This window comes from Anaeromassilibacillus sp. 1001302B_160321_C8 (assembly GCF_015554745.1).
In the GTDB taxonomy this organism is placed as follows: Bacteria; Bacillota; Clostridia; order Oscillospirales; family Acutalibacteraceae; genus Anaeromassilibacillus; species Anaeromassilibacillus stercoravium.
Map to the genome: position 1 here is coordinate 112,344 of NZ_JADNJD010000003.1, position 22,107 is coordinate 134,450.

Here is a 22,107-nt window from a genome sequence, read left to right on the forward strand (position 1 = left end):
AGAACGGCTGAACGAGGAGGTCTGCCGCAGCATACGTGTGGTTGGCAGCTTTCCGAACGGCAACTCTCGGCCTGTACCTGCCCAGGCACACAGCGGGGCGACAAGAAGAATAGGATGCTTGCCCGCTTTCGTCTGTTTCCTTGCTTTTAGGGACTTTCTCAAAATGTGTATTTCCAAAAATAAGACCACCGTTACTGAAACTGCCTTCGTTACCTACAGAGATTCTCATGGTCGTGGCGCCTGTGATATCAATTTCTAAGGAAATTGGCTGACTTTCTTCTGTGATTCCATCAGTATAATAAACAAGCTTCTCATCCAGATAAACTGAGAACCACATATTCTTTCCTATACTTGCTGAGTCTACAACGAATGCTGTACCTGTAAACTTTGTAAAGTTCTGATTCAAAGCGACTAGAATGTACCCATCTGTTGAACCCTCAATTCGGACGCCGTCATCGTAGATATTTCCCCAACGATCTTTTACGACCTCGTTGTATATTTCAATCTCATCGGACGAAACGATGGTTATATTTTCTAGAGTTATGGGCATTTCTTCCAGGATATCTTCATATGCTTCGTTGATTTCCTGACTAGACGTGTACACAGTTTGGGCTTCTTGAAGTATACCGATTGCACCATCCCAATCCCCGCCATCAGCTGCCGCATAAGCTTCGTGCACAATAGTTTGAATTTTAAGATCGTCCAAACCATTTAGTTGTTCTGTTAAGACCTCATCTTCTGGCAGATAGTCCAAAGCGATTGTAAGCGCAGATTCTGCAGCGGAAAAGTCCCCAGAAGCAGAGTATTCTTCGACCTGAGCCAGCACTTCATTTCTATATTGATCTACTGCTTCGGAAAGGCCCTGCTGTGCTTCCTCTGATTCTGCATCAAGATTTAATGCACGCTGATAACACTGGATTGCATTTAAGTAATCTCCACTCTGACTGGCCGTGTGCCCGTCTGCGATATTGACAGCAACGCTATTTTTTTCAGACATTTCTTGAAGAAGTGAACTCTGTAGGGAAGATAGCTCCTGGCTGAGAATTGCAAAGCTCGTTAAAGCATCTAACTGTTCGACAGCCTCTCCATAAGGGATCTCTCCGTTTTCATAACGGCTTACAACATCTTCAGCGTATTGAACCAATGCTTCGAGTGTAGAATCTTCTAATGGTTCCCCCGAGCATTTCGCTGTGTAAAGTACATATGCGTTTGCAATATCCCCTGATGATATGGCCCGATTGATTTGGGCTGAGGGCTGTACGTAAACACTTACGATGACAATAATTGCGATGATTACAAGTAGAGCTGCAGCGGTCAGAATAATCATTTTCCGCTTCTTCAGAAGACTGCCTTGCTTTGGTATGCCTTCCGACAATGGATATGACACAGGTTCTTTTTGAATGGTCGCGCCACATTTTCCGCAAAACTTATTATCTGCGTCTAATTGGCTCCCACATTTTGGACAAATCATATGCGTTCCTCCCCAACATGCTTTTATATGTGAGCTCCTCATACAAAAAGTTTTTTATATTTTATAACACAATACGAGTTTTGTCAACTCTTATCGCGTCTAATCGGACATAGAAGAATAAATTCCTTTAAAATTGTAGGGGGTGATCTTGTGAGCTTCGGTGAAAAATTGCGTATTCTGCTGGAAGAACACACGATGACACAAAAACAATTGGCAAAGGAATTGAATATCGCACCGTCAACAGTGGGAAGTTATATACAAAACACGAGAGAACCAGATTTCGACACATTAAAATCGATCGCTGGTTTTTTTCAGGTTTCCACTGATTATTTACTGGACAACCCGACAAAGCAGTGGAACGGGGCGCGGGAAGAAGAGCTGATTCGGATCTTTCGCGCCATGACTGGGGAACAACAGGAAATTTGCTTGGAACAGTGCCGGGTATTTGTGCGCTTAAACGCGCAAAAGAAAAAACGTCAGTAAAAAGAACTGGCGTTTGTAGCTGGCTTATGGGTGTTCTGTATAACATCAGTATCCCGGCGATGGTGGCGGTTTCAATGTTGACCCAGCTGACCGCCCTACTATTGTATTATTACCTGTCCACTAAATCCGCAAAAGGGAATTAACACATAGTAAAATGCAATGATAAGTGAACCCCCTAGACACAAAGTGACTCCCCTAACGCAAAAGGGGATTCACTTGTATCATAATTAGGGTCATTTGCCAATTAGACCTCGACGCATAAGTTGCGTTGGAGGCTCTTTTTCATATTGTTTGTATGTTTCCATCGTTTTCTATTGTAAAGGGAAACCTACGCCGATAATGCGTAATTAGTTTGGGTGTTGCGATCGGAGTCTTCCATGCGGATGAATCCAATTTGCCCATCGTTCAGACGCCATACAGTGTGTTCCCTGTTGACGAGTTTTCTTTTGGAGGCACGTTATGAATCAACAAAATTTTGATGCAATCAAGATCGCTTTCTTTGACATTGATGGCACTTTGGTTGATATGAATAAAAAAGTGATAACCCCCAGAATGTTGGACACATTGATTCAACTGAAGCAAAAAGGCCTGCGGATTTGTATTGCAACGGGGAGAGCACCGATGACAATCCCCCACTTTCCAGGTGTGGACTTCGACGCATATCTGGCATTTAACGCCTCCTATTGTTATACAAAGGATACCGATATTTTCCGCAATCCGATCCCCACTTCTGATGTGCAGACAATTATCGAAAATGCAACGCGCATCCACCGGCCGGTTTCGCTTGCCAGCGCGACCAGATTGGGAGCAAACGGCAAGGACCAGGATTTGGTGGAGTATTATGCTTTTTCCAAACAAGAGGTAGAAATCGCAGAGGATTTCGAAGCTCTAGCGAAAGAAGAGATTTACCAAATTATGATGGGATGCTATGAAAACGAGTATGCCAGCGTTTTAAACGGTGTGAAGGGTGCGAAGATCACAGCCTGGTGGTCCCGCGCTGTGGACATCATCCCTGCAAACGGTGGAAAAGGGATGGGTATTGAAAAAGTGCTCGCCTACTACCATTTAACAAAGGAGCAAGCGATTGCATTTGGGGACGGTACCAACGATATTGAAATGCTGCAAGCGGTTGGCATCGGGGTCGCAATGGGAAATGCGACAGACGATGTGAAGGCTGCCGCAGACGATTTGTGCGGCAATGTAGCGGACGATGGAATTTACTACTATTGCAAGAACCATCACATCTTATAACCGTCTTCCCTTGCGTTTTTCAATCGATAACCCACGCCATCCTTATAATAGGAGCTATGAAAAAGACCGTTCTCTTGGAACATCTCCAAGGGACGGTCTTCCTTTTGCCCTCATACGGTATAAGAACTCCGGCTGTTTTTGATCTCTTTTGACGACCGCACAATCATAGAAACAGCCATACCCAAGATCACCACGCAGATAAATCCACTAGTAGCTGCAACCATCTGTTGCTGGAAGGCAGCATCTTTAGGGCTGCCGAACCGTGCCAACATGGCGGTCTCCAAAGATAGAATCGATACAAGGGCTGCCGCTAGGTTGATTGCCTTTGCCGCAGCCAAAATGGGACTATGATGCTTTCGGTACTTTATAAAGTTCTTAGTGGCAATGATAATGGAATAGAACGCATAGGCCGCCATAAGATAGATCAACGTCCCTGGATATTCGTAACGGCGGTTCTGCTGAACGATCAAAAGGACGATCACGGCGAGCGCTTGATTCATCAGCAGCAATATGATCCCGCAGAAACGATACCGGCGAAGCGCAGACCTTCTATTTTTCTCAATGCTCTGGGGGCTTTCGCGCCACAGCAATAGGAAACGCATCAGCGCCAATAACCCATAGTAAACTGCGATAGAAACCAGCCAAAGAGAGCGGTAGTGAACGCCGGAAATAAATTTGATAACAGCATAAAGGATATTGATTGCCAATGATAGATAGAGGGAAATGTGTACACGAAACGGGACATCTGTGATATAACGGTTGACCCAGACATTCTGGCGGGCAAAACCGGCACCCTTCCGAAAGAGCAGGAACCCATTCGTACATACAACCGTTAACGAGTAGGCCGAAACAAGATAGGCTATATATGCAACTGGGCTGGCATGCTGCGTATCGGATGAGAAAGTATATGCCAGCAGAAAGGCCGACAGAAGGACACTTAAAAGGACAACGGCCTTTCCTGGGAATAGGAGTTTATGAAGGGCTTTTTTTAACGGTTCCATTGGTTTCCTCCAGCTCTTCTCTTAAAAGACATTGCCTCTCTCCTCTTTTTCTTCGATGGTGATATCGCTTTTGATATCTCTATTTTCTAAGCCAAATCCTTCCATTCCGGGAGGGACGGATTTGCCATTTCAAGTCATCTATCGGTTGTGCTACCGTTTTATGAGAAAAGACGCATGAATGTCTTTTCATCAGCGCAAGTAGAACGTCCCTCTAATTTTTATTATACTACCAAAGAGATGTTAAAGTTTTGTTTACATCTAAAATTTTATGCGCAAAGGTTACCTTTGCAATCCATCCAACGATCGGTTCAGAACGCCTATTTCTAATCTCCTTACCTATTTATGGATGGCCCACAATCTCCGCAATAATGATGAAAATATTTTCCGCTGGTTCTGTTATGATGTGTCATAGAAAGGAGGAGATATAACTGGAAAACAAAACTATCTGTGTCAATGCCGTTATCGACTATGTCGAAAGTCATCTTGATGGCAAAATCGAATTGGAAATGATTGCAGGGGCTATTCACTATTCAAAGTATCATTTGCACCGCCTTTTTGCGGAAACAGTAGGAATGACCGTGCATGATTATGTGCAACGCCGTCAACTGACCGAGGCGGCAAAATTATTGATCTTCTCTGATAAACCAATCCTTGAGATTGCCTTTCAATGCGGATATGAGAGTCAGCAGTCGTTCTCGGCAGCCTTTAAATCCATGTATAAATTGCCTCCTGCGGCGTACCGGAACAATCAAAACTTTTATCCTTTGCAGTTGCGATTTCCTTTGTGCAGAAATATATCCATCCTAGAACCCGCAAAGCAAAACATCCGCCTAGCTGAACTTGCGGACATCCCTGCTTGGATGGACTTAATGCGGCTCTCTATCGATGGATATCCAATGATGGATGAAACCGTTTATTTAAAAAAGCTCAAGGGAAGTATACTCGAAAAACGCGCGCTTGTGCTAAAAGATGGAAACATTCTGATCGCTGCAATGGCGTTTACTTATGCCCCGGGCAGCATTGAATTCTTTGGTATACACCCTCAGTATCACAGTTGCGGTATCCAAAAGCTATTTTTAAACACTTTATTAGAAACCTATCTGCCCCGGCAAGAAATTAGTACAACAACCTTTCGTGTAAATGATAAAGCCGATTTAGGCCATCGCAAGAGATTGATACAACTTGGCTTTGTAGAAAAAGAACGGCTGACTGAGTTCGGATATCCGACACAGCGCTTTGTCTTTACTCCCCCTAAAAAGGAAGAGGGACACATCCATGAAAAATAGGCAACGCATCAGCTGGAAAAAACGCGCCATCCTCTTCCTAATCAGCCAATGCATCACACTTTTTGGCTCAACGCTTGTCCAGATGGCGCTCGTATGGTATGCAACCATGCAAACATCCAGTGGTGCATGGGTGGCATCCTTTACCATTTGCTCTTATTTGCCGCAATTTTTTATTTCATTTTTGGGTGGCATATGGGCAGACCGGTATAATCGAAAAATACTAATTGCCAGCGCAGATTCTTTGATTGCTTTTGTTACCCTTTTGATGATATTTGCAATTCCACTCATTTCATCCAATACGGCTCTATTGTCCAGCCTGCTTGTTATGTCGGCCATTCGTTCTCTCGGTGCAGGAATTCAAACCCCGGCAGTGCAAGCTGTGATCCCGCAACTCGTCCCAAAAGGCCAACTCATGCGGTATAACGGTATCTATGCAACCATGCAGTCCATTGTCAATTTTGCTGCGCCAGCTGCTGCGGGGGCTGTCTTTTCCATCAGCACACTACCTGCGACTCTGATGATTGATGTTGTAACAGCACTCCTTGGAACAGGCCTTTTGTCTTTCCTTGTTCTCCCGAAGCAAAACCCTATTGCTCAAAAGGATTCCCTTTGTTCCGACATAAAAACCAGCGTAAAATATGTTTTCGCAGATAAACCGATCGGAGTACTGTTGATTGTATATGGACTGTTCACGTTCTTTTGTGTCCCAGCTGGTTATCTCGCAGGGCTTCTCGTCCGGCGCACTTTTGGAGATACTTATTGGTGTCTCACCGCAGTGGAATTGGCCGGCTTTGCAGGCATGATGGCCGGGGGGTTATAATGAGCATATGGGGCGGCTATCAGCGCGGAGAAACGACTTTGGTGATGGGCCTTTTGCTTTTTGGATTCTTTGCAGCCAGCATGGGCTTTGCAAAAAACTTTATCCTCTATTTGTGCTTCATGCTTTTTTACGGAGTGGCGCTGACAATCGTACAAACAGCTATTACCACCATGTTACAGGAAAAAGCTATCCCTTCCATGCAAGGGCGTGTTTTTGGATTATTCAGTACAATGTACGCTGGATTCTTGCCGGTTGGTATGGCAATCTTCGGCCCATTGGCCGATATGGTCCCACTGCAATGGATTATCATTGGAACTGGAATCGCGCTTATCCTCCTTGGCGGTATCGTCACCCAAGCCCGGCAGCTCAGGACGGTTCAAAAATAGCTACTCCTACACAAACTGTAATTGCTCCGCAGCGGTTTGAGATCCGATCTCAAACCGCTGTTATTTTTCATAGGACTATACTTTGCATTCAAAAGTTCCCTTTAAAAGGATGGAACACCTTTGCAGGATCATTGCCCTGGCAGATCTCGTTCCACATCAGGTTCCTTTCCATACTAATTTGGGGATTCATTTTTTCTTTGTACAACTCGGAAGCGATTTTGAGCTTGTGCAATCCGTTCGTTGATTCTTACCGCTTGTACGCCGTGTTTCGCCTGCTGTGCTGCCGTGCAATCCGGGGCTCCGCTCTTGGTTTTTGCTTCCACTTTTGCCGTTTGGAGTACGCGCTGGCCCTCATTTTGTTGAACCTTAGCGCATTCTCTCCTATCCTGAAATACACTCTTTAGAAAATTGGCCATGGTTTTCCCTCCTTTATGTCACAACCGTCTGCTTTTAAAACATCCTCGGGCCCGTGGCTTTATGCTCTTTTGCGAATGCCTGCATTGTATCATCCAAATATTTTGAAAATGCTGAAGATTTGTTTACGAAACGTAAAAATATAGCTGTATCTACCTTCGTTGAGTCCGTAGGACACAAGGAAACGGGTTTACTGCCAACCGGAAAGGGAATTCCGGCTGTAGTAAACCCGTTATGTTCCCATATTATCATCATTCCGTTTGGATAGGGCCAGCCGCGTGCCTGCCAGAAAGAGACTGTAGGTCGCCCTCAAAATAGCTCGCCCTTTCGGCAGCTGGTTACGCCTTTGGGAAAACTACTGTAGCGCGGACCCCATCCGGGACGTTTTCCATCCGATACGCCGCCCTGTGCCGGTCTAAAACCATCTTGACAATGTACAAACCCAGGCCGCTGCCACCGGTTCCGCGGCTACGGGAGGCCTCTACACGGTAAAATGCTTCAAAGAGATGCGGGAGATCCTCTATCGGGATTTGGACTCCGCTGTTAGAGATGGTGAGAATTATTTTTTCCTCTTGCTCAAAGAGGCAAACCTGTACTGTCTCCCCCTCTGGCGAATAAAGTAACGCATTAGACAGCAGATTCCCTACGGCGCGCTGCAACAGCACACGATCGCCTTCGACAATCAAATTTGACACAGCCTCGACATATAACGCCTGTCCCCGTAGCATGGCCAGCTCTTCCATTTGCTGCACCTGCTGTTCCACCAAACGAGTGAGATCCAAGGATTCGCGCTTTAACGGCACGTCTGCACGCTCCATGCGTGAAACCATCAGAATTTCCTGTACCAGCGCTTCCATCCGGCTAGCGACCGCAAGGGAACGCGCGAGATATTTTTCTCGATCCTTGTAGATATCCACCCCGGCAAGCATCCCTGAAAGCTGTCCCTTCAATACGGTAATTGGCGTCTTTAGCTCGTGAGAGGCGGCGGAGAAAAAGGTTGTCCGCTGCTTCTCCAGCTCCCGTTCGCGGTCGATGTCCTGGCGCAGCGCACAGTTGGCCTCTCGCAAATCGTTCAGAGAGGTGGAAAGGCGCTCAGAGAGTTCATTGAGGTTTCGGCCCAATACGCCGATTTCGTCACCGCGCTTTTCCTGACATTTATAGCTGAAATCCAAATTTGCCATCCGTTGCGAAATACCGCTGAGCTGCACGATTGGACGGGTGATATAACGGGAATAGATAATCGCCCCTAATAGGGAGATCACCAGGACGACAATCAATAAAAAAGGTAGCACCTGGCCCAATGCTTCGACTGTCTGGTTGGTAGCGGTGACACTGCTGAGCACTGTCATCGTATAGGGCATGTCGCTTCCCTGAAACGAAAAGGAATATTGGGCTGCGTCGCTCGTCACGGTCACCAGCTCGTCGGAGACTTGGAATGTGTCCTCCGAAGGGCTTCCAGCCTCTGTCCGCACAGCGTCTGTCTTGCTCTCTTTCACAGGCGCGCTTTCCGAACCGTCCTGGAAAACCACGACGTTGTCCTCCTCTTCCAAGCAATCGCTAGCAGTTGCAATCGCAATCGAGTTTGGTAGCTCAACCGGATTTCCCTCTGCATCGCTTACCAAGATACTCACGCCAGTGTCAAGGATAAAACGGTCTACTAAAGGGCCGCACTCAGCCAGCGTGGTTTTTTCCAACGCTTGCGTCAGCGCCGTCGCCTTTTCTGCCAGGTCGCTGTTCACAATGGTGCTGTAGGAAATCGGCGTCGCCCAAGCAACAAATCCATAGGTCAATGCGCAAGCCGCCGCCAAAATCGAAAAGGTGATTAGGAAGATGCGGAGCGTCAAGCTGCCGCCAACCCGCTTAATGCACTTTTTCCACACGATACCCCACCCCCCGGACCGTCTCAATGTAATCTCCTTTGAGCTTCTTACGCAAGTTTTTGATGTGGCTGTCTACGATGCGTTCATCACCCAAAAAATCGTAATTCCAGAGTTTTCCCAACAAGACAGACCGCGTCAGGACACGCCCCTGATTTTGCAGAAGCTCCCGCAGTAATTCAAATTCCCGGCTGGTCAGGTCGACCGGTTGGCCACCCTCCGTCACCCGGTAGGCATCCAGGTCAAGAATCAGATCCTGATAAAGCAACAGGCTATTTTCCACTTCGCCATTTCCCGCGCGGCGAAGTACAGCGGCAATTTTCCGCAACAGGACCGGCATAGAAAATGGCTTTGTCACATAATCATCGACATCCAGATCAAAGCCCTTGAGCTGGTTTTCCTCCGCATCCAGGGCGGTGAGCATGATGACGGGCACGCTGGATTCCCGGCGGATCAACTCGCAGACGCCGTACCCGTCCACCTTGGGAAGCATGATATCCAAGAGGATTAGGTTCCAAACACCGCTGTGAAAACGATCCAGAGCGGCAAGCCCATCTCCTGCCGTACCGGTTTCATATCCTGCATCGCGCAGGTACGCGCAGAGCATCTCCTGGATATCCGGATCGTCCTCCACCACGAGAATTCGTTTCATTTTCATCAACTCCTGTTTGGAAGTATAACATGGAAATTTGAAATTTGTATGGATTTTTTACCGATCCCAGATTTTCCCTCGTAAAGGCCATAAAAACCGATTGGCCGGCAGGCCGCCCAGGGAATTATAAAAGGTCTCCTTTGCGCTGGACATAAAATGCCCCCGGATGAAGCTTTTGGCTTACATCCGGGGGCAATCGCCATTGTCTCTTTACAGCACCGGGTGCTTGAAAGACAGACGGGCTTTATTCATACCGCAGGGCATCAATTGGATCGAGTTTTGCCGCTTTATTCGCCGGGTAATAACCAAAGAACACACCGATCAACATGGAGAACCCAACCGCAATCACAATGGAGACGATAGAAGGCACTGCAGGCATTCCCAACAGGACACCGCCCGCATAGCCGAGCAAGGCGCCCAACAGGATTCCCAACGCACCGCCGATGACACAGATGATCATGGATTCCACGATGAACTGCGTCCGTATCGCACTATCTGGCGCGCCAAGCGCTTTGCGGATGCCGATTTCACGGGTACGTTCTGTTACAGACACCAACATGATGTTCATCACGCCAATGCCGCCGACTAGAAGCGAAATGCCAGCAATGACAGCAATCGCAGTGGAGATCGTGCCTAACATGTCGTTGACCTGTTTGACCATAGATTCCAGACTCTGCGCCTCGCAGTGCATCGTTTCATTTTTTACATAGAAGCGGTCGTTGAAAAATCCCGCAGATTCTTCCGCAAACGCCTGATAGTCCAGGCCCGGCTGGACAGCAATGTAAAAGTAATAGTATCCGTCGGGGGTATAATCCAACACACGGTAGGCCGTCGAAATTGGGATATAGATGGTGCTGCTCATCCCCGCCGAACCCATCAAGAAACTGTTCGCCTGATCCTCATAGACTCCAACGATCGTGAAGGTCTGACGTCCACCACTGTCCATCTGGATCTTGATCTCCTGCCCTAGGATCTCTTGATTGCCAGGAAAGAGCGTGTCTGCCAAAGATTTCGCGATCACAGCTACATATTTTCCGCGTTGCGTGTCGGATTCGTTGATGAAGCGGCCGCGAAGCATATCCACCTGTGTCCCGGTCGCACCCGTCGCAAACCCTTCGTTAACTCCTTCCAAGCTCACCTTGTTGTCCTCATGGAATTTGGTGATCACGCCGCTTCCGGCACTCTCCATCAAGCCAATGCCGACAATTTCATTTCTATATTTGTTCTGGTACTGCTCGATCATCTCGTCCGTGATGAGGTCGTCTTCCGTATAAGTATAGGAACTGGTGTAGTCGCGAGGAGTAACCTGGATTGCAACGTTGTTTACGCCCATGCTTTCCATAGAGGAACTGACCACACCGGTCATAGCATCGCCTACGGACGTAATCGCGATCACCGAACCAATACCGATGATAATGCCCAGCATGGTGAGCAAGGCGCGCATCTTATTGGAGATCAAGCCCGCGACAGCGAGGGAAATATTTTCAAACAGATTCATGCTGCACCTCCTGCTTTCCGGTGCGCTTGTCGCGTTCCTGAACGATCCGGCCGTCGTGGATGGTGATAATCCGCTCTGTTTCCTCCGCAAGTTCGTTGTTATGGGTGATCAAGATGATGGTCTTCCCTTGCTTCTTATGCAGTTCATGAAAAATGTCCATCACCAGGCGGCCGGTATTGCTGTCCAGAGCGCCGGTTGGTTCGTCAGCGAGGATGATCGCCGGGTCGTTGGCCATAGCGCGCGCAATCGCCACACGCTGCTTCTGGCCGCCAGAGAGTTCGTTGGGCATATGCTTGGCACGCTCCGACATTTCCACCATCGCCAAAAGTTCTTTCGCACGTTTGCTCCGTTCTCGTTTCGGAATCCCCGCGTACAACATCGGCAGTTCTACATTGCCTTGGGCGGTAGAACGCGGAATAAGGTTGAATGTTTGGAATACGAAACCGATCTTGCGGTTGCGTATCTGGGAAAGCTTCCGACTGTTCATCTCCGTCATGGGGACGCCGTCGAGCGTATATTCACCGGAAGTCTGGTGATCCAAAGCGCCGATGATATTCATCAGTGTGGATTTGCCAGAACCAGACGCACCTACAATGGAAACAAATTCCCCCTCGTGGATTTCCAGGCTGATTCCGTGCAGGACCTCCAGTTCGTTGGGCGTCCCGATGTAGTAGGTTTTTACAATATCGTGCATTTCGATAACTGTCTTACTCATCCGCCACAACTTCCTCTCCAGCCGTACTACCCGCCGCATCCTGCGGCAGTACGCCAGCTCCTGGCATGGTGGATACCGGCATTCCCGGCTGAATCTGCTTGCCGTCCGAAATAATTTGCATCCCTTCAACGAGGCCTGTGCCGGAAATTTCCACCTCATAGTCGGTCTCTAACCCCAGTGTGACTGGAACTGCTTCCGCAACCATACTTCCATCCTCCTGCGCTTTGACCGTATACACAACCGAGCTGCCATCCGCCGCTGTAGAAATAGCATCATATGGAACTGCGAAAACATTGTCCTTCTGCTCAGTGATAATATCGGCGCGGGCTGTCATACCAATGCGCAGGTTCGTTTCTTTGGAGGATACAACCACTGTGGCATCGAACTCCACATCTTTGGTATTTGCTGTGTTGGCGGCCTCCGCTGTTTCCGGTGTACGGACCGCTGAAGGGGAAATCTTCTCCAAATAGCCATCATATTCTTCATCCCCGGTGGCATCTGCCTTGATGATGGCCGCCATATTCGGCTTGAGGGAATTGACATCATACTCTTTGATCTTTACATCGACCTGAAGCGCGTCGGTATTTTCAATCTGGAACAGGACACCGTTCGGGGCCGCCCCCTCTGTCGCATAAACTGCAGTAATGGTACCGGAGGCCGGCGCAGTCACTGTACACTTGCTCAAACGATCCTGCATATTTTTGAGCTCCTCGCGCTGTGCGCGGTCATCAGCAGAAAGCTTGCTGGTCTCGATCGCTTGGAGATCGTCCTCTAAGCCGTGCGTCACAGCGGCCTGGGTAGCCTTCTGCGCTTTTAAGGCGTTGTTATAGGCATCCTTTGCAGCTGTGAACTCTGTTTCATATGTACCAAGCTGGTCATTCACCGCTTTTTTTGCGGCATCCAAACTCTGCTTCGCTGTATCGTATGCCTGCTGTGCATCGGTGACGTTCCGACGCAGCTGTTCGATGCTAAGTGTCTGCGTGCCGCTCATATAAAGCGCATCCGCCTCATCTTCAGCCTCCGCCAAGGATTGCTTTAATTCAAGCACATCGGCTTTGAGCTCCTCCACATCATCGTCGTCGTTTTTGACAGCGCGTTCATATTTCTTCAAGGCTTCTCGATAGTCCCTCTCCAAGTCAGTATAGTAGCTGCCAAGTTCATTGCGGCGGTCTTTCAAAGCTTTTTCTGCTCGGCCGAGTTCTGTCGAAGCGGTGTCATAAGCAGATTGCGCAGAAATCAACTCCGTATTGAGATTGCTGTCTAACTTGGCCTTGGCGTCATCTAGATCTTTCTGCGCATTGTCCATTCTGCGCTTGGCATCGTCTACATTCTGCTGAGCGGTGTTCAAATCGGTGTTTAGCCCCGCATTTAAGGTTTCCATCGCATCGTCGTATCGTTTTTGGTTTGTTTCAATCTGCTGTTGGTTGTTTGCACTGGCTGTTGAGATGGAAATCTGCTGCTGCTTAATTTGCTGCTGCAGGTCCTCAGAATCCAACACGCACAAGACATCCCCTTCGTTGACATGGTCCCCCACCTCGACTAAGATCTCCTTCACCGGATAAGTCAAGTTGGTATAAACGTTTACAGAGTCCGTGCTTTCAACATTGCCATTGGTGCTGATTGTGCTGCGCAGCGTTGTCTTTTGCAGCGGTGAGAGCTCCACTGGAAATGCAGCTGTGCCCGTATCACGCGGACGGAAGACCATAACGCCCACAGCCACAGCAGCCAAAACGCCAATGATGATCAAAACCTTTTTCTTTCTTTTCACGCTATTCAGCCTCCATCACATGTTCCATGCGCCATAGGTTCACCAACCAGTAAATCTCACAGCGCCAAAATATGCTGTAAAAGCGGGCTGTTTATTCCTAGAAAAAGTAAGCCTTTTGGAAAATCCCGCTGATACAGTTATATTGTACCAATAAATTAATACAATGGTACACTCGGTTTTTCAAAAAGTCAATACATCTATCATATAATTAAGATTTATTTAAGTTTCTTCACCTTTTCGTAAAATATATAAGCCGTTTATTAGATATAATACCTAAAACCTTTTGGAAAATCAACGGGAATCCTTCCATTTATTTTCCATTAGGCAAAAAGAAAATTGTTACAATTTCAATGCCGGCCGATAACGAAACGATTGAACACTCCCATAAAACCTCTTAAATTAGTACCGATATGAAAAATCCCCTCTCAAAAAGAGCGGGGATTTTTTAGGTCGCAGGTTTAACAGCAATTTAAAGGGTCGCTACTATATCCTGCAATCGCTTTTTTACTTGTTCTAAATCGGAACTGCACAATAGTGGAAGAATCCCTACCAACTTTTCCGGTGCAAAATCCCACCATTTTACTTGTAAAAGCAAATCGATGAGATCCTCGGAAAACCGTTTCTTGAGGAATTTTGCTGGATTTCCACCGACTACATGATAAGCTCCAACGTCTTTCGTCACCACCGAACGCGCAGCGATGATTGCGCCATCTCCAATTTTGACGCCGGGCATGATAAGACTCTCCCGGCCAATCCATACGTCGTTTCCTACCACTGTGTCCCCCTTAAAGGGCAGTTGCTCCAGGTGGGGCGGTGTATGCTCCTCCCAAGCTCCACCAAAAACATGGAAGGGATACGTTGTGACGCTGCTGATCCGGTGGTTGGCCGTGTTCATAAGGAACTGCGTTCCACTTGCTATAGAACAGAACTTTCCAATAATCAATCGGTCACCAAATTCTGGCCAGTTAAACAGCACGTTATTTTTTTCGAATCCCGTGGGATCTACTGGATCATCATAGTAAGTGTAATCCCCAACCAAAATATTAGGTGCGGTAATCACATTTTTTAAAAAACAAGTTGTTCCATAGGAATTTGGAAATACTACATTAGGGTCTGGTATCCTTTGTATCACGAAAAATCCTCCTTATGGCTGTATTTTCACTTCCTTTCCCCTTGCAGATGCCGTCGCTACAGCCCTCTTTTTCCGAATTTCTCGCATAATCGTTCCCCCTTATGTTATTAGAGTTCAAAGGCTGTCTTGCTGAACTTTTCTTTAATGTGATTAGGTCGCTGTCTGAGAGACTCCCCTGTCCTTTAGGAGGCTTCCTGGAGCGGCCTCATCAAAGAACTACAGCATGAATTCCTATATATTGCCTCTGAAGCACTTCAGCTTCAACACGGGTAACTCTGATCTAAATAATATTCTATGGGATCTCCCGCCGGATTTCAATGCTTGAAAAGCCGAAATTCTGCCTATGGGTTCTCTTTTTCTTTTGGCCTCTAGTGAGGTTTTTGTTTGACAGCAAAACAAAAATATGATATGCTATAAGACCACGGAGGCAGCGGAAAGGAGGGCTTTTTTATGCCGCATACTTCTTTGAAAACCATCGCACAAAATAAAAAGGCCTTTCACGACTACTTTGTGGAAGAAAGTTTAGAAGCGGGCATTGAGTTGTGTGGCACAGAGGTAAAGTCTCTGCGCAAAGGGCAGTGCAATCTCAAAGACGCTTGGTGCTCCGTTGTTAATGGGGAGCTTCTAGTCAACGGAATGCATATCAGTGCTTATGAGCAGGGCAATATTTTTAACAAAGATCCGATGCGCGTGCGCCGACTTCTGATGCACAAGCGGGAGATCATGCGGCTGTTTGGCCTTGTGAAGCAGGACGGATATTCTCTCATTCCTCTCTCTGTCTATTTAAAAGGTTCCCTAGTCAAAGTACAAGTGGGGCTTTGTCGTGGTAAGAAGCTCTACGATAAACGCGCAGATCTTGCAGCACGTGCAGCAAAGCGTGACATTGATCGCGCACTCAAAGAAAAAAACCGATCATAAAGTAGTAGATATGGGGCTGCAATGGTTTCGACGGAGGTTGTGAACCCTGGTAAGCGAGTAGCGGTGCGGACACGCTTAAAACTCCGCAAACTTTAAAATTAAACGACAACAATACTGTTGCGTACGCAGCCTAATTAGGCTGCCGTCTTTACCGGGAGTACCGCGGCTCGGATAAAGGCGTCGATGAGCGGTGAACGTGAACGAAGGAACGCCTTTACCTCCGTCATGACGCAAAGGCTACTAACGTAGGAAGCCTGCCTTTGGGCGCCCTATAGAGGGAATGTCAAAACATCGGCTATACTCGTAGAAAGCCAGGGCAAGTGATTTTCGGACAGGAGTTCGATTCTCCTCAGCTCCACCAAATGGACATTGCACGAACACCTATTTTTTCAAAGGCGGCTTTGCCGTCAGGGTGTGGTTGTGATGTCAAAACAGAAAACGAGGGCCAAGGTACTTATGTGCCTTGGCCCTCGTTTTTTATATACTTGTGCCTGATTGGAATTTAGTGCCTAATCATAACAGACAGACCACCGCAAGCAATGTGAGTGTTAATACACACTCACCTTTTCTGCTTGTTGGGGACTATACCCCAAACCCCACTGAACACAGAATTCATTCTGTGGCTGCACATTGCACCCGTACAGGGTGCATTTTTTGCCCTATCCATAGCAGCGTTATGCGGCTGTTAATCCCAAATCCTCATCTCAACCCCTTCCGAAACCATTGACAAATTTATTGTCAATGGTTATAATTTATACAAACAAAGGGAGGTGCAAATATGGAAGAAATTATTCGTATGCAAGAAAACTTGCTTTTAATTCGACGCACTGTTGGATGGACTGCCGAGGAGTTTGGTGAAAAAATCGGCGTCACCAGACAGACTATCAATAACATCGAAAGTGGTCGCAATAAGCTGACCAAAACACAATATATCGCCATGCGGAGTGTTCTTGATGCTGAAATGATTCAGAAACCTGAAGACACTGAAATGCTGAAAGTCCTTCTGGACGTGCTTGTGGATCACCCGGAAAACTACAGTGAAGACCACAGGAATGAACTTTTGGCGAAAGCAAATATGATGGCTCCTTCCATCCTTGCAGGCACTACTACCCGTGCGGATGTGTCTAAGGAGTGGATGAAAGCAGCCGGTGCTGTGGTTGGTGCCGGATTTCTTATGGGGCCCCTCGGAATCGGCGCGGGTATTGCCACCGTAAATGTGTGGCTTGCTAAATCAATCGCTGATAGAAAAAAGAAATCGAAAAGGGACAAGGAGTAATTTTATGGGCGGATATGTAAAAAAGAAAAAGGATATGGTCTTTCAGAGCGTGGACTCCCTTCAGCAGATCGTAAATGTTGTAAATGAGACTGCCGCAGCTGTGAACGATTCTAAACGAACAATCAAGGAAAGTGCAATCCCCGAAGTCCTCGCAGGTGCCCTCGGCGCCGGAATTGGCGGTGTAGGCTCATTTGCTGCCCTTTATGGTCTCGGTGTTGTTGGTTTATCCGCTGCAGGAATAACCTCTGGACTGGCAGCTGCTGGTGCTGTGGTCGGCGGAGGTATGGTAGCTGGTATATTTGTTTTGGCCGCCCCTATCGCAGCGTTAGCAGCAGGAGGTGTTGGAGTTGCCTCCCACCTTAAAAACAAGCAGTTACGCCAGGAGAAGGAACGCCTTTATAAAGAAGTTCTTGCTCGTCATGAAGCGATTATCAAGGCGTTAAAAGATGAAGCAGATGCTACACAGGATCGTCTGGATTATTTGCAGAGTTTGAATATACTACTCCAGCAAGCTGTGAAGGATTTGAGTCACGACTTGGGGGTGGCTTAAAGGAGGGTTTCTATGGGAAAGCAAATAAAACTATCCGGTATTGACTTTGCCAAGGCTGGTAACATCCTCGTTGAAGCAGGTAAGACCGTAGGCATATTTGTCAGCAACCATGTGCCGGAAGTCCTTACTACTATCCTTGCGGGTGTAACTATAGACAACATTCGTGTTCGGATGGGACGTAAAAACGACAAAAAAGCCTTTGTCGAAAATGCCCTCAAACAACAGCAAGTTATCAGAAAACATGATGCTGAAATCAATGTGCTGAAGGCCGAGGCAGAACAGGCACAGACAGCCCTGCAAAAGGTTGACCAGTTGGCGCAAATTGTAAATAACCTAATGGAAGGAGGTGCTTCCGAATGAGCAAGTACAGCGAAACCGAAAAACAGATAAATTCCGTACTTAAACACCAGGATGAAGCCCTCAAATCAATACACTTTCCGTCTACTGCCGAAGCAGATGCCACCGCCGCAAAAGCCGATGCCCTGCTTCGCAGTCTTGGATATCAGCCGGATGCGCTCAAAGGCTTAGTACCTGTACAGCCCAGAAAAACAATGGTTATCCCTACTTGGGAGCAATGCTGTGCCGAAGCAGAAAAGCACGTGGGAACAGACTGCGAATTAGAATCCCTTTTCACTGAGGATGAACTCCGCAGCAACGAACTCGCCATCAAGCAGCTCAACGAAGAATTTAATGCCGTGCATCGTCTTGACACCTTTGACATCAGTATTGCGGCTCTTGCCGGACTGATTGGAGCTACAGTTGATATTCTTCTTGTCGGTATTCCACAGAAAACCCCGGACGGATTGAAAGGCGGTCCTCTTTCCAACTACGTTAGAGACTACTTTGATAAGAAGTTCCCGGAAGAAGAAATGCAGAAACTTGCCAATTCAAAGGTTAGCAAGGTTCCGTATGATGCCCAGGACAATCGCCACACAACAATCCGTGTGGAAGGTCTTTCTGCTTACTACCACAGACTTCTTCAGTTGGGGCACGATCCTTTACTCGGTTTTGTATTTGGTGTAGCGGATATTGTAACCGGCAGAATGACTACTATCGACAAAGCTGGAAACATTGTGTCTCAGGTGATGGAGAACTATGTCGACCGCAAAGAATCCGATGTCTTTGCAGCGTTGGCGAAACAAGTCATTCATTTCAAATCGGACGTGACTACTTCTATGGGACTCCCCGTACCGCTGATGAGCCTTTTTAACTTTCTGCAATTTGGTAGCATTGGTGAAGAGGAGCAAACTATAGCCAAAATCGTTCAGGGTATGTACTATGAGGGCTATGATTTCATCCACTTCTGCTCCATGTCCATTCCTGCAATGCTTGTAGAGGTGATTGTCCGTTTGGGTTATGCTATTAAGCGCATAAAGGAAGGGCATAAAATCAAGGATTCTATGATACTTACACGAAGGCAAAGGACAAGTCGGCTTTCCGCTCAAAGTATGAGGCCGAACTGGTGATCTTTGAGGCAGCGAAAAGTACACTTCTTGCCATTCAAGGAGATGGTCAACTGCCAAGCCTCAAATCACTGAAAGCTGAGCAAGAGCAACTTGCGCAGGAACAGCAACGACTCTATGAAGAACGGGCAAACCTCAAGAAACAGGTTCGTATGATCGACACAATGAAAGCGAATGTTGATGACTACCTTAGCCCGACAGCAGCGCAGGATCGTGGTAAAAGACGAGGCAGCGAACTCGAATAAGCAGCGAAGACTTATTGATTTTCTTGTTAATCAATAAGTCTTCTCTTTATCCTCTAATTGATAAATTTCAATGTTGCTAAATACTTTTACTTGCGGAAAAACACATTTAATTGCGAGTAAGCGCAGATTATATTGTATTTCCGCAGATATTGTGATACAATGTATCGTGGTTAATTGTGACTACGCAAAAATCGGAAAGGAAAGATCAAGATGGCAGTATCATATAAAAAATTGTGGCATTTGCTAATCGACAAAGATATGAAAAAGAAGGACTTGCAAGAAGCTGCTAATTTGACCAGCCATGCGATGAGAAAACTAAGTCACGATGAGGCTATTACCACCGATACCCTTGCCAAAATTTGCAGATGCCTCGATTGCAAGGTTGATGACATTATGGAAGTAATTGAGATCGATGGTGATCAAGAGCTAAATTCCAAATGATATCAACTATACTTACCTATCAAAAGAAAATACTGAGCCACTTCATGGCATTGTAGCGATATTTGTTCTGCCAATTTCTACAATGTTATTATGGCAAACAAATACCGTGACGAACAGGATGATAGATATATGATAACGAACAAATCCATCCCCTTCCGTCCTAAGTTGGAGGGAGAGTTTAGAACAAGATTTTATACAGTCGTTCAGCAAATCAACGAGAACACAAAGACTTCTGAGTTGGAGAAAATTGCTGCACAGGAGGTTCACTGGGCTGAGCACGAATGCACTGTAAATCTTGCTCAAAGAAAAAAATACCGAGCAGTTTGGATGCTGCTTCGTGACTTAATTAGAGCATCTTGGAAGGCGTGCTATCGAGAAGGCGTATTGGAGATGCGCCTTCCTACTTTGGATAAGAGTGAACTTGAAGGCAACTCTTTATCTGAGATGAAGAGTCTTTTGAGAAGTTGGATGCAAGATAGCCGTCTCGAAAGATTGCAGATATATTCTGATTTTATAAATCGAATGGAGCGAGAGACTGCAACCAAAAAATCAATTAGCCATTTAATTGCTGATGGAGAAGAATTGTACGCTCGACTTCTTGCAATTTTCGAGGGTAGGATAGAGATTAGCGAAGCAATCACGCCATATCTGCAATTAGTTCGAGAAAATGAACGCGACGAATATACCGGACAAAAGCTTTCCGAGATTTGGAGATATTTCAGATTGTCTTGGTCTACTCCTGCAGAAACTACCCCCGGAAGAACAATGCAGTATCTTATCCGAGATGCAGCGCATCCGAATCACGCCGTCATGGGAATTGCGTCCTTGGAAAACACTGCAGTTCAGATAACCTGCCGCGATGATTATATTGGCTGGAACGCACCTTCCTTTATCGATAAACTAAAAGGCGAAGGAAGCCATGCTGCAGCAAAAAAAGCGTTTGAAAGGCTTCTTGAATATTTAGAGGACGGCATTGAAGGTATTGATTATTTTGATCTGTGTGCTTCGGAGGACATAGTTACCCCATCTGACGATATTATCCGCAAACTGCAGTATACTGCTTTGACAGCAGAAGAAGAACGCCAGGATTTGCTAAAGGCATATCAAGGAGGAAATGCCGGCACTATCTCGGAAGAAAAAAGCGAATTGGGTAGTATCTCTAAGGAAATTGAGCAGGCACTGTACCGGAGGAAAAGAGCTGATCAACTTGGTAAATTGCTTGGAGCAAAAAAGGCTTTATCAGATCTGCTAAGCAATGAAAAGTTCGATGAGCTTTGGAGTGCTTTCTGTGATAGTGACAATGGAAAGTCCTGCATCAGAACGGCACTCATCGCACAAAAAACAAAGCATATAGGCTCAAGCATGATGGAACTCAATGTTTGTGGTGCCATCCCTCCGTACAATGAGATTCTTGGTGGTAAGCTTGTAGCTTTACTTGCGACCTCCCCTCAGGTAATTAGTGACTATCGAGATCGATACTCTGACAAGAGGAGCGAGATTGCCAGTCGCCTAAAGGGTGAAGATGTTTGCAGACCAGCTGATCTCGTATATGTCGGCACAACATCCTTGTATTATGTTGGCTCAAGTCAATATAATCGTCTAAAAATTCCGGGATACATTTTCAATTCTTCCCACGATGTCAGATGGAAAGAGTTAGGGAAAACCGTTGGATTTGGTACGCTTCATATAAGCAAAGCAACCACCATGTGTCTTACCGAAGCAACAAGCGACGGCTTTTCAAGAATCAATCATGTGTTCGGAGAAGGTGCAAGTCCGAAGATGAGATTGATGACTATGGCTATTAGAGAACTTCTTGAATCTGATGAAAGCGATACGAAGGAGTTTTCAAAGCACGCTATGTCAAGAATAGTGTACGGTGCTGAATTGGCAAGCAACACTTTGAATTATCTGCTCGGAATTGATGAGTCACCGAACTATTACTTCGATACCAACGACTATGCCGGAGAAACTCAAAAAATTATTGATTTCTGGTTAAACCGTTGGGTAGCGAGTCGTTTGAATTATCCCCCTGTCTTTGAACGAGTTCGTTGCTTTGACAAGGAACAGTTTATGGTAAGCACTGCCCTTAAAAAAGCTTCGGAATGGAAATTTGAGAAATTAAAGGAGCCTGAAAAGATGGTACAAATACAATCTGATAAGACTGGGCTCGACTTCATACGCGATTTCTACCGTGGTAGCAGCGGATATGCTGACTTCATCGACTATGGATTTTTGTCGAGAGTTCATGTCGTTACAGAATTGGATTCAGCTATTATTGAAGCCGTAAGTACAGGAAAAGATGTTGTTCTTACCGGAAATCCTGGTGATGGTAAAACGCACATTATCCGAATCCTTCAAGAGCAGTTGGATACTCTTGAGGTTGATCCCATCATTGAGCTTGATGCAAGCACAATGACCAATAAGGCTACTCTGATATTCCCGGTGTGCTGATTGTTGTGC

At 46.5% G+C, this 22,107-nt stretch carries 21 protein-coding genes, 1 other RNA gene and 1 pseudogene; 14 read left to right on the forward strand and 9 right to left on the reverse strand.

The features are described 5' to 3' along the window. Positions 1-211: 211 nt before the first annotated feature. Positions 212-1,513 (reverse strand): annotated as a pseudogene (locus I2E77_RS03310) (NPCBM/NEW2 domain-containing protein); the annotation flags it as partial. Between the two features lie 108 nt (positions 1,514-1,621). Here I2E77_RS03310 and I2E77_RS03315 point away from each other — a divergent pair. Together I2E77_RS03315 and I2E77_RS03320 are read left to right on the forward strand one after the other, a co-directional pair. Next, positions 1,622-1,954, forward strand: coding sequence for a helix-turn-helix domain-containing protein (locus tag I2E77_RS03315; protein WP_330608893.1), 333 nt, complete (start codon positions 1,622-1,624; stop codon positions 1,952-1,954). A gap of 459 nt (positions 1,955-2,413) precedes the next feature. After that, positions 2,414-3,205, forward strand: a complete 792-nt coding sequence (locus I2E77_RS03320) for a Cof-type HAD-IIB family hydrolase (RefSeq protein WP_195450630.1) — start codon at positions 2,414-2,416, stop codon at positions 3,203-3,205. 110 nt (positions 3,206-3,315) lie between these two features. Here the strand turns inward: I2E77_RS03320 and I2E77_RS03325 are convergent, their stop codons facing one another. Continuing rightward, positions 3,316-4,206, reverse strand: a complete 891-nt coding sequence (locus tag I2E77_RS03325; RefSeq protein WP_195450631.1) for a hypothetical protein — start codon at positions 4,204-4,206, stop codon at positions 3,316-3,318. A gap of 461 nt (positions 4,207-4,667) precedes the next feature. Here I2E77_RS03325 and I2E77_RS03330 point away from each other — a divergent pair, with 461 nt between their 5' ends. Genes I2E77_RS03330 through I2E77_RS14065 form a run of 3 tightly spaced genes read left to right on the forward strand, consistent with a single transcriptional unit; the run spans position 4,668 to position 6,698 of the window. Continuing rightward, positions 4,668-5,492 (forward strand): helix-turn-helix domain-containing protein, encoded by an 825-nt coding sequence (locus I2E77_RS03330; protein WP_442858918.1) that lies wholly within the window; start codon positions 4,668-4,670, stop codon positions 5,490-5,492. Beyond that, positions 5,482-6,312, forward strand: a complete 831-nt coding sequence (locus I2E77_RS14060) for an MFS transporter (protein ID WP_279323477.1) — start codon at positions 5,482-5,484, stop codon at positions 6,310-6,312. Before I2E77_RS03330 ends, I2E77_RS14060 begins: the two co-directional genes overlap by 11 nt. After that, positions 6,312-6,698, forward strand: a complete 387-nt coding sequence (locus tag I2E77_RS14065; RefSeq protein ID WP_279323478.1) for an MFS transporter — start codon at positions 6,312-6,314, stop codon at positions 6,696-6,698. The genes I2E77_RS14060 and I2E77_RS14065 overlap by 1 nt, the downstream gene beginning before the upstream one ends. A 173-nt stretch (positions 6,699-6,871) precedes the next feature. On the opposite strand, the gene I2E77_RS03340 is transcribed toward I2E77_RS14065, so the two are convergent. From I2E77_RS03340 to I2E77_RS03370, 7 genes are all read right to left on the reverse strand, one after another. Then, a complete protein-coding gene (locus I2E77_RS03340; RefSeq protein ID WP_087232162.1) occupies positions 6,872-7,114 on the reverse strand; it encodes a hypothetical protein in 243 nt (80 codons plus the stop codon). 336 nt (positions 7,115-7,450) lie between these two features. Beyond that, positions 7,451-8,992, reverse strand: coding sequence for a sensor histidine kinase (locus tag I2E77_RS03345; protein WP_237966859.1), 1,542 nt, complete (start codon positions 8,990-8,992; stop codon positions 7,451-7,453). Further along, a complete protein-coding gene (locus tag I2E77_RS03350) occupies positions 8,973-9,641 on the reverse strand; it encodes a response regulator transcription factor (RefSeq protein WP_087232167.1) in 669 nt (222 codons plus the stop codon). The genes I2E77_RS03345 and I2E77_RS03350 overlap by 20 nt, the downstream gene beginning before the upstream one ends. 244 nt (positions 9,642-9,885) lie before the next feature. Then, a complete protein-coding gene (locus tag I2E77_RS03355) occupies positions 9,886-11,139 on the reverse strand; it encodes an ABC transporter permease (RefSeq protein WP_087232170.1) in 1,254 nt (417 codons plus the stop codon). Then, on the reverse strand, positions 11,126-11,854 hold the full coding sequence (locus I2E77_RS03360) for an ABC transporter ATP-binding protein (protein WP_087232173.1): 729 nt from the start codon (positions 11,852-11,854) through the stop codon (positions 11,126-11,128). Before I2E77_RS03360 ends, I2E77_RS03355 begins: the two co-directional genes overlap by 14 nt. Beyond that, complete coding sequence (locus tag I2E77_RS03365) at positions 11,847-13,622, reverse strand: efflux RND transporter periplasmic adaptor subunit (RefSeq protein ID WP_087232176.1); 1,776 nt, start codon at positions 13,620-13,622, stop codon at positions 11,847-11,849. The genes I2E77_RS03360 and I2E77_RS03365 overlap by 8 nt, the downstream gene beginning before the upstream one ends. Positions 13,623-14,091: 469 nt before the next feature. Then, positions 14,092-14,751 carry a CatB-related O-acetyltransferase gene (locus I2E77_RS03370; protein WP_087232289.1) on the reverse strand — a complete coding sequence of 220 codons (660 nt, stop codon included), beginning with the start codon at positions 14,749-14,751 and terminating at the stop codon, positions 14,092-14,094. Between the two features lie 453 nt (positions 14,752-15,204). Between I2E77_RS03370 and smpB the strand changes: the two genes are divergently transcribed. From smpB to I2E77_RS03415, 9 genes are all read left to right on the forward strand, one after another. After that, positions 15,205-15,672 carry an SsrA-binding protein SmpB gene (gene smpB / locus I2E77_RS03375; RefSeq protein ID WP_087232179.1) on the forward strand — a complete coding sequence of 156 codons (468 nt, stop codon included), beginning with the start codon at positions 15,205-15,207 and terminating at the stop codon, positions 15,670-15,672. Between the two features lie 12 nt (positions 15,673-15,684). After that, positions 15,685-16,033, forward strand: a transfer-messenger RNA (tmRNA) gene (gene ssrA / locus I2E77_RS03380). A gap of 417 nt (positions 16,034-16,450) precedes the next feature. Continuing rightward, positions 16,451-16,948: a helix-turn-helix transcriptional regulator gene (locus I2E77_RS03385; RefSeq protein ID WP_195450632.1), complete on the forward strand. Its 498-nt coding sequence runs from the start codon at positions 16,451-16,453 to the stop codon at positions 16,946-16,948. Positions 16,949-16,952: 4 nt separating this feature from the next. Then, positions 16,953-17,498, forward strand: a complete 546-nt coding sequence (locus I2E77_RS03390) for a hypothetical protein (protein WP_195450633.1) — start codon at positions 16,953-16,955, stop codon at positions 17,496-17,498. Between the two features lie 12 nt (positions 17,499-17,510). Beyond that, entirely contained in the window at positions 17,511-17,858 is a 348-nt protein-coding gene (locus I2E77_RS03395) for a hypothetical protein (RefSeq protein ID WP_195450634.1), read from the forward strand. Continuing rightward, a complete protein-coding gene (locus I2E77_RS03400) occupies positions 17,855-18,964 on the forward strand; it encodes a hypothetical protein (protein ID WP_195450635.1) in 1,110 nt (369 codons plus the stop codon). Before I2E77_RS03395 ends, I2E77_RS03400 begins: the two co-directional genes overlap by 4 nt. Then, positions 18,961-19,206 (forward strand): hypothetical protein, encoded by a 246-nt coding sequence (locus I2E77_RS03405; RefSeq protein WP_195450636.1) that lies wholly within the window; start codon positions 18,961-18,963, stop codon positions 19,204-19,206. Before I2E77_RS03400 ends, I2E77_RS03405 begins: the two co-directional genes overlap by 4 nt. A 210-nt stretch (positions 19,207-19,416) precedes the next feature. Beyond that, positions 19,417-19,647 (forward strand): helix-turn-helix domain-containing protein, encoded by a 231-nt coding sequence (locus I2E77_RS03410; RefSeq protein ID WP_195450637.1) that lies wholly within the window; start codon positions 19,417-19,419, stop codon positions 19,645-19,647. Positions 19,648-19,776: 129 nt separating this feature from the next. Beyond that, positions 19,777-22,098 carry a Druantia anti-phage system protein DruA gene (locus I2E77_RS03415; RefSeq protein ID WP_195450638.1) on the forward strand — a complete coding sequence of 774 codons (2,322 nt, stop codon included), beginning with the start codon at positions 19,777-19,779 and terminating at the stop codon, positions 22,096-22,098. The last annotated feature ends 9 nt before the right edge of the window (positions 22,099-22,107 follow it).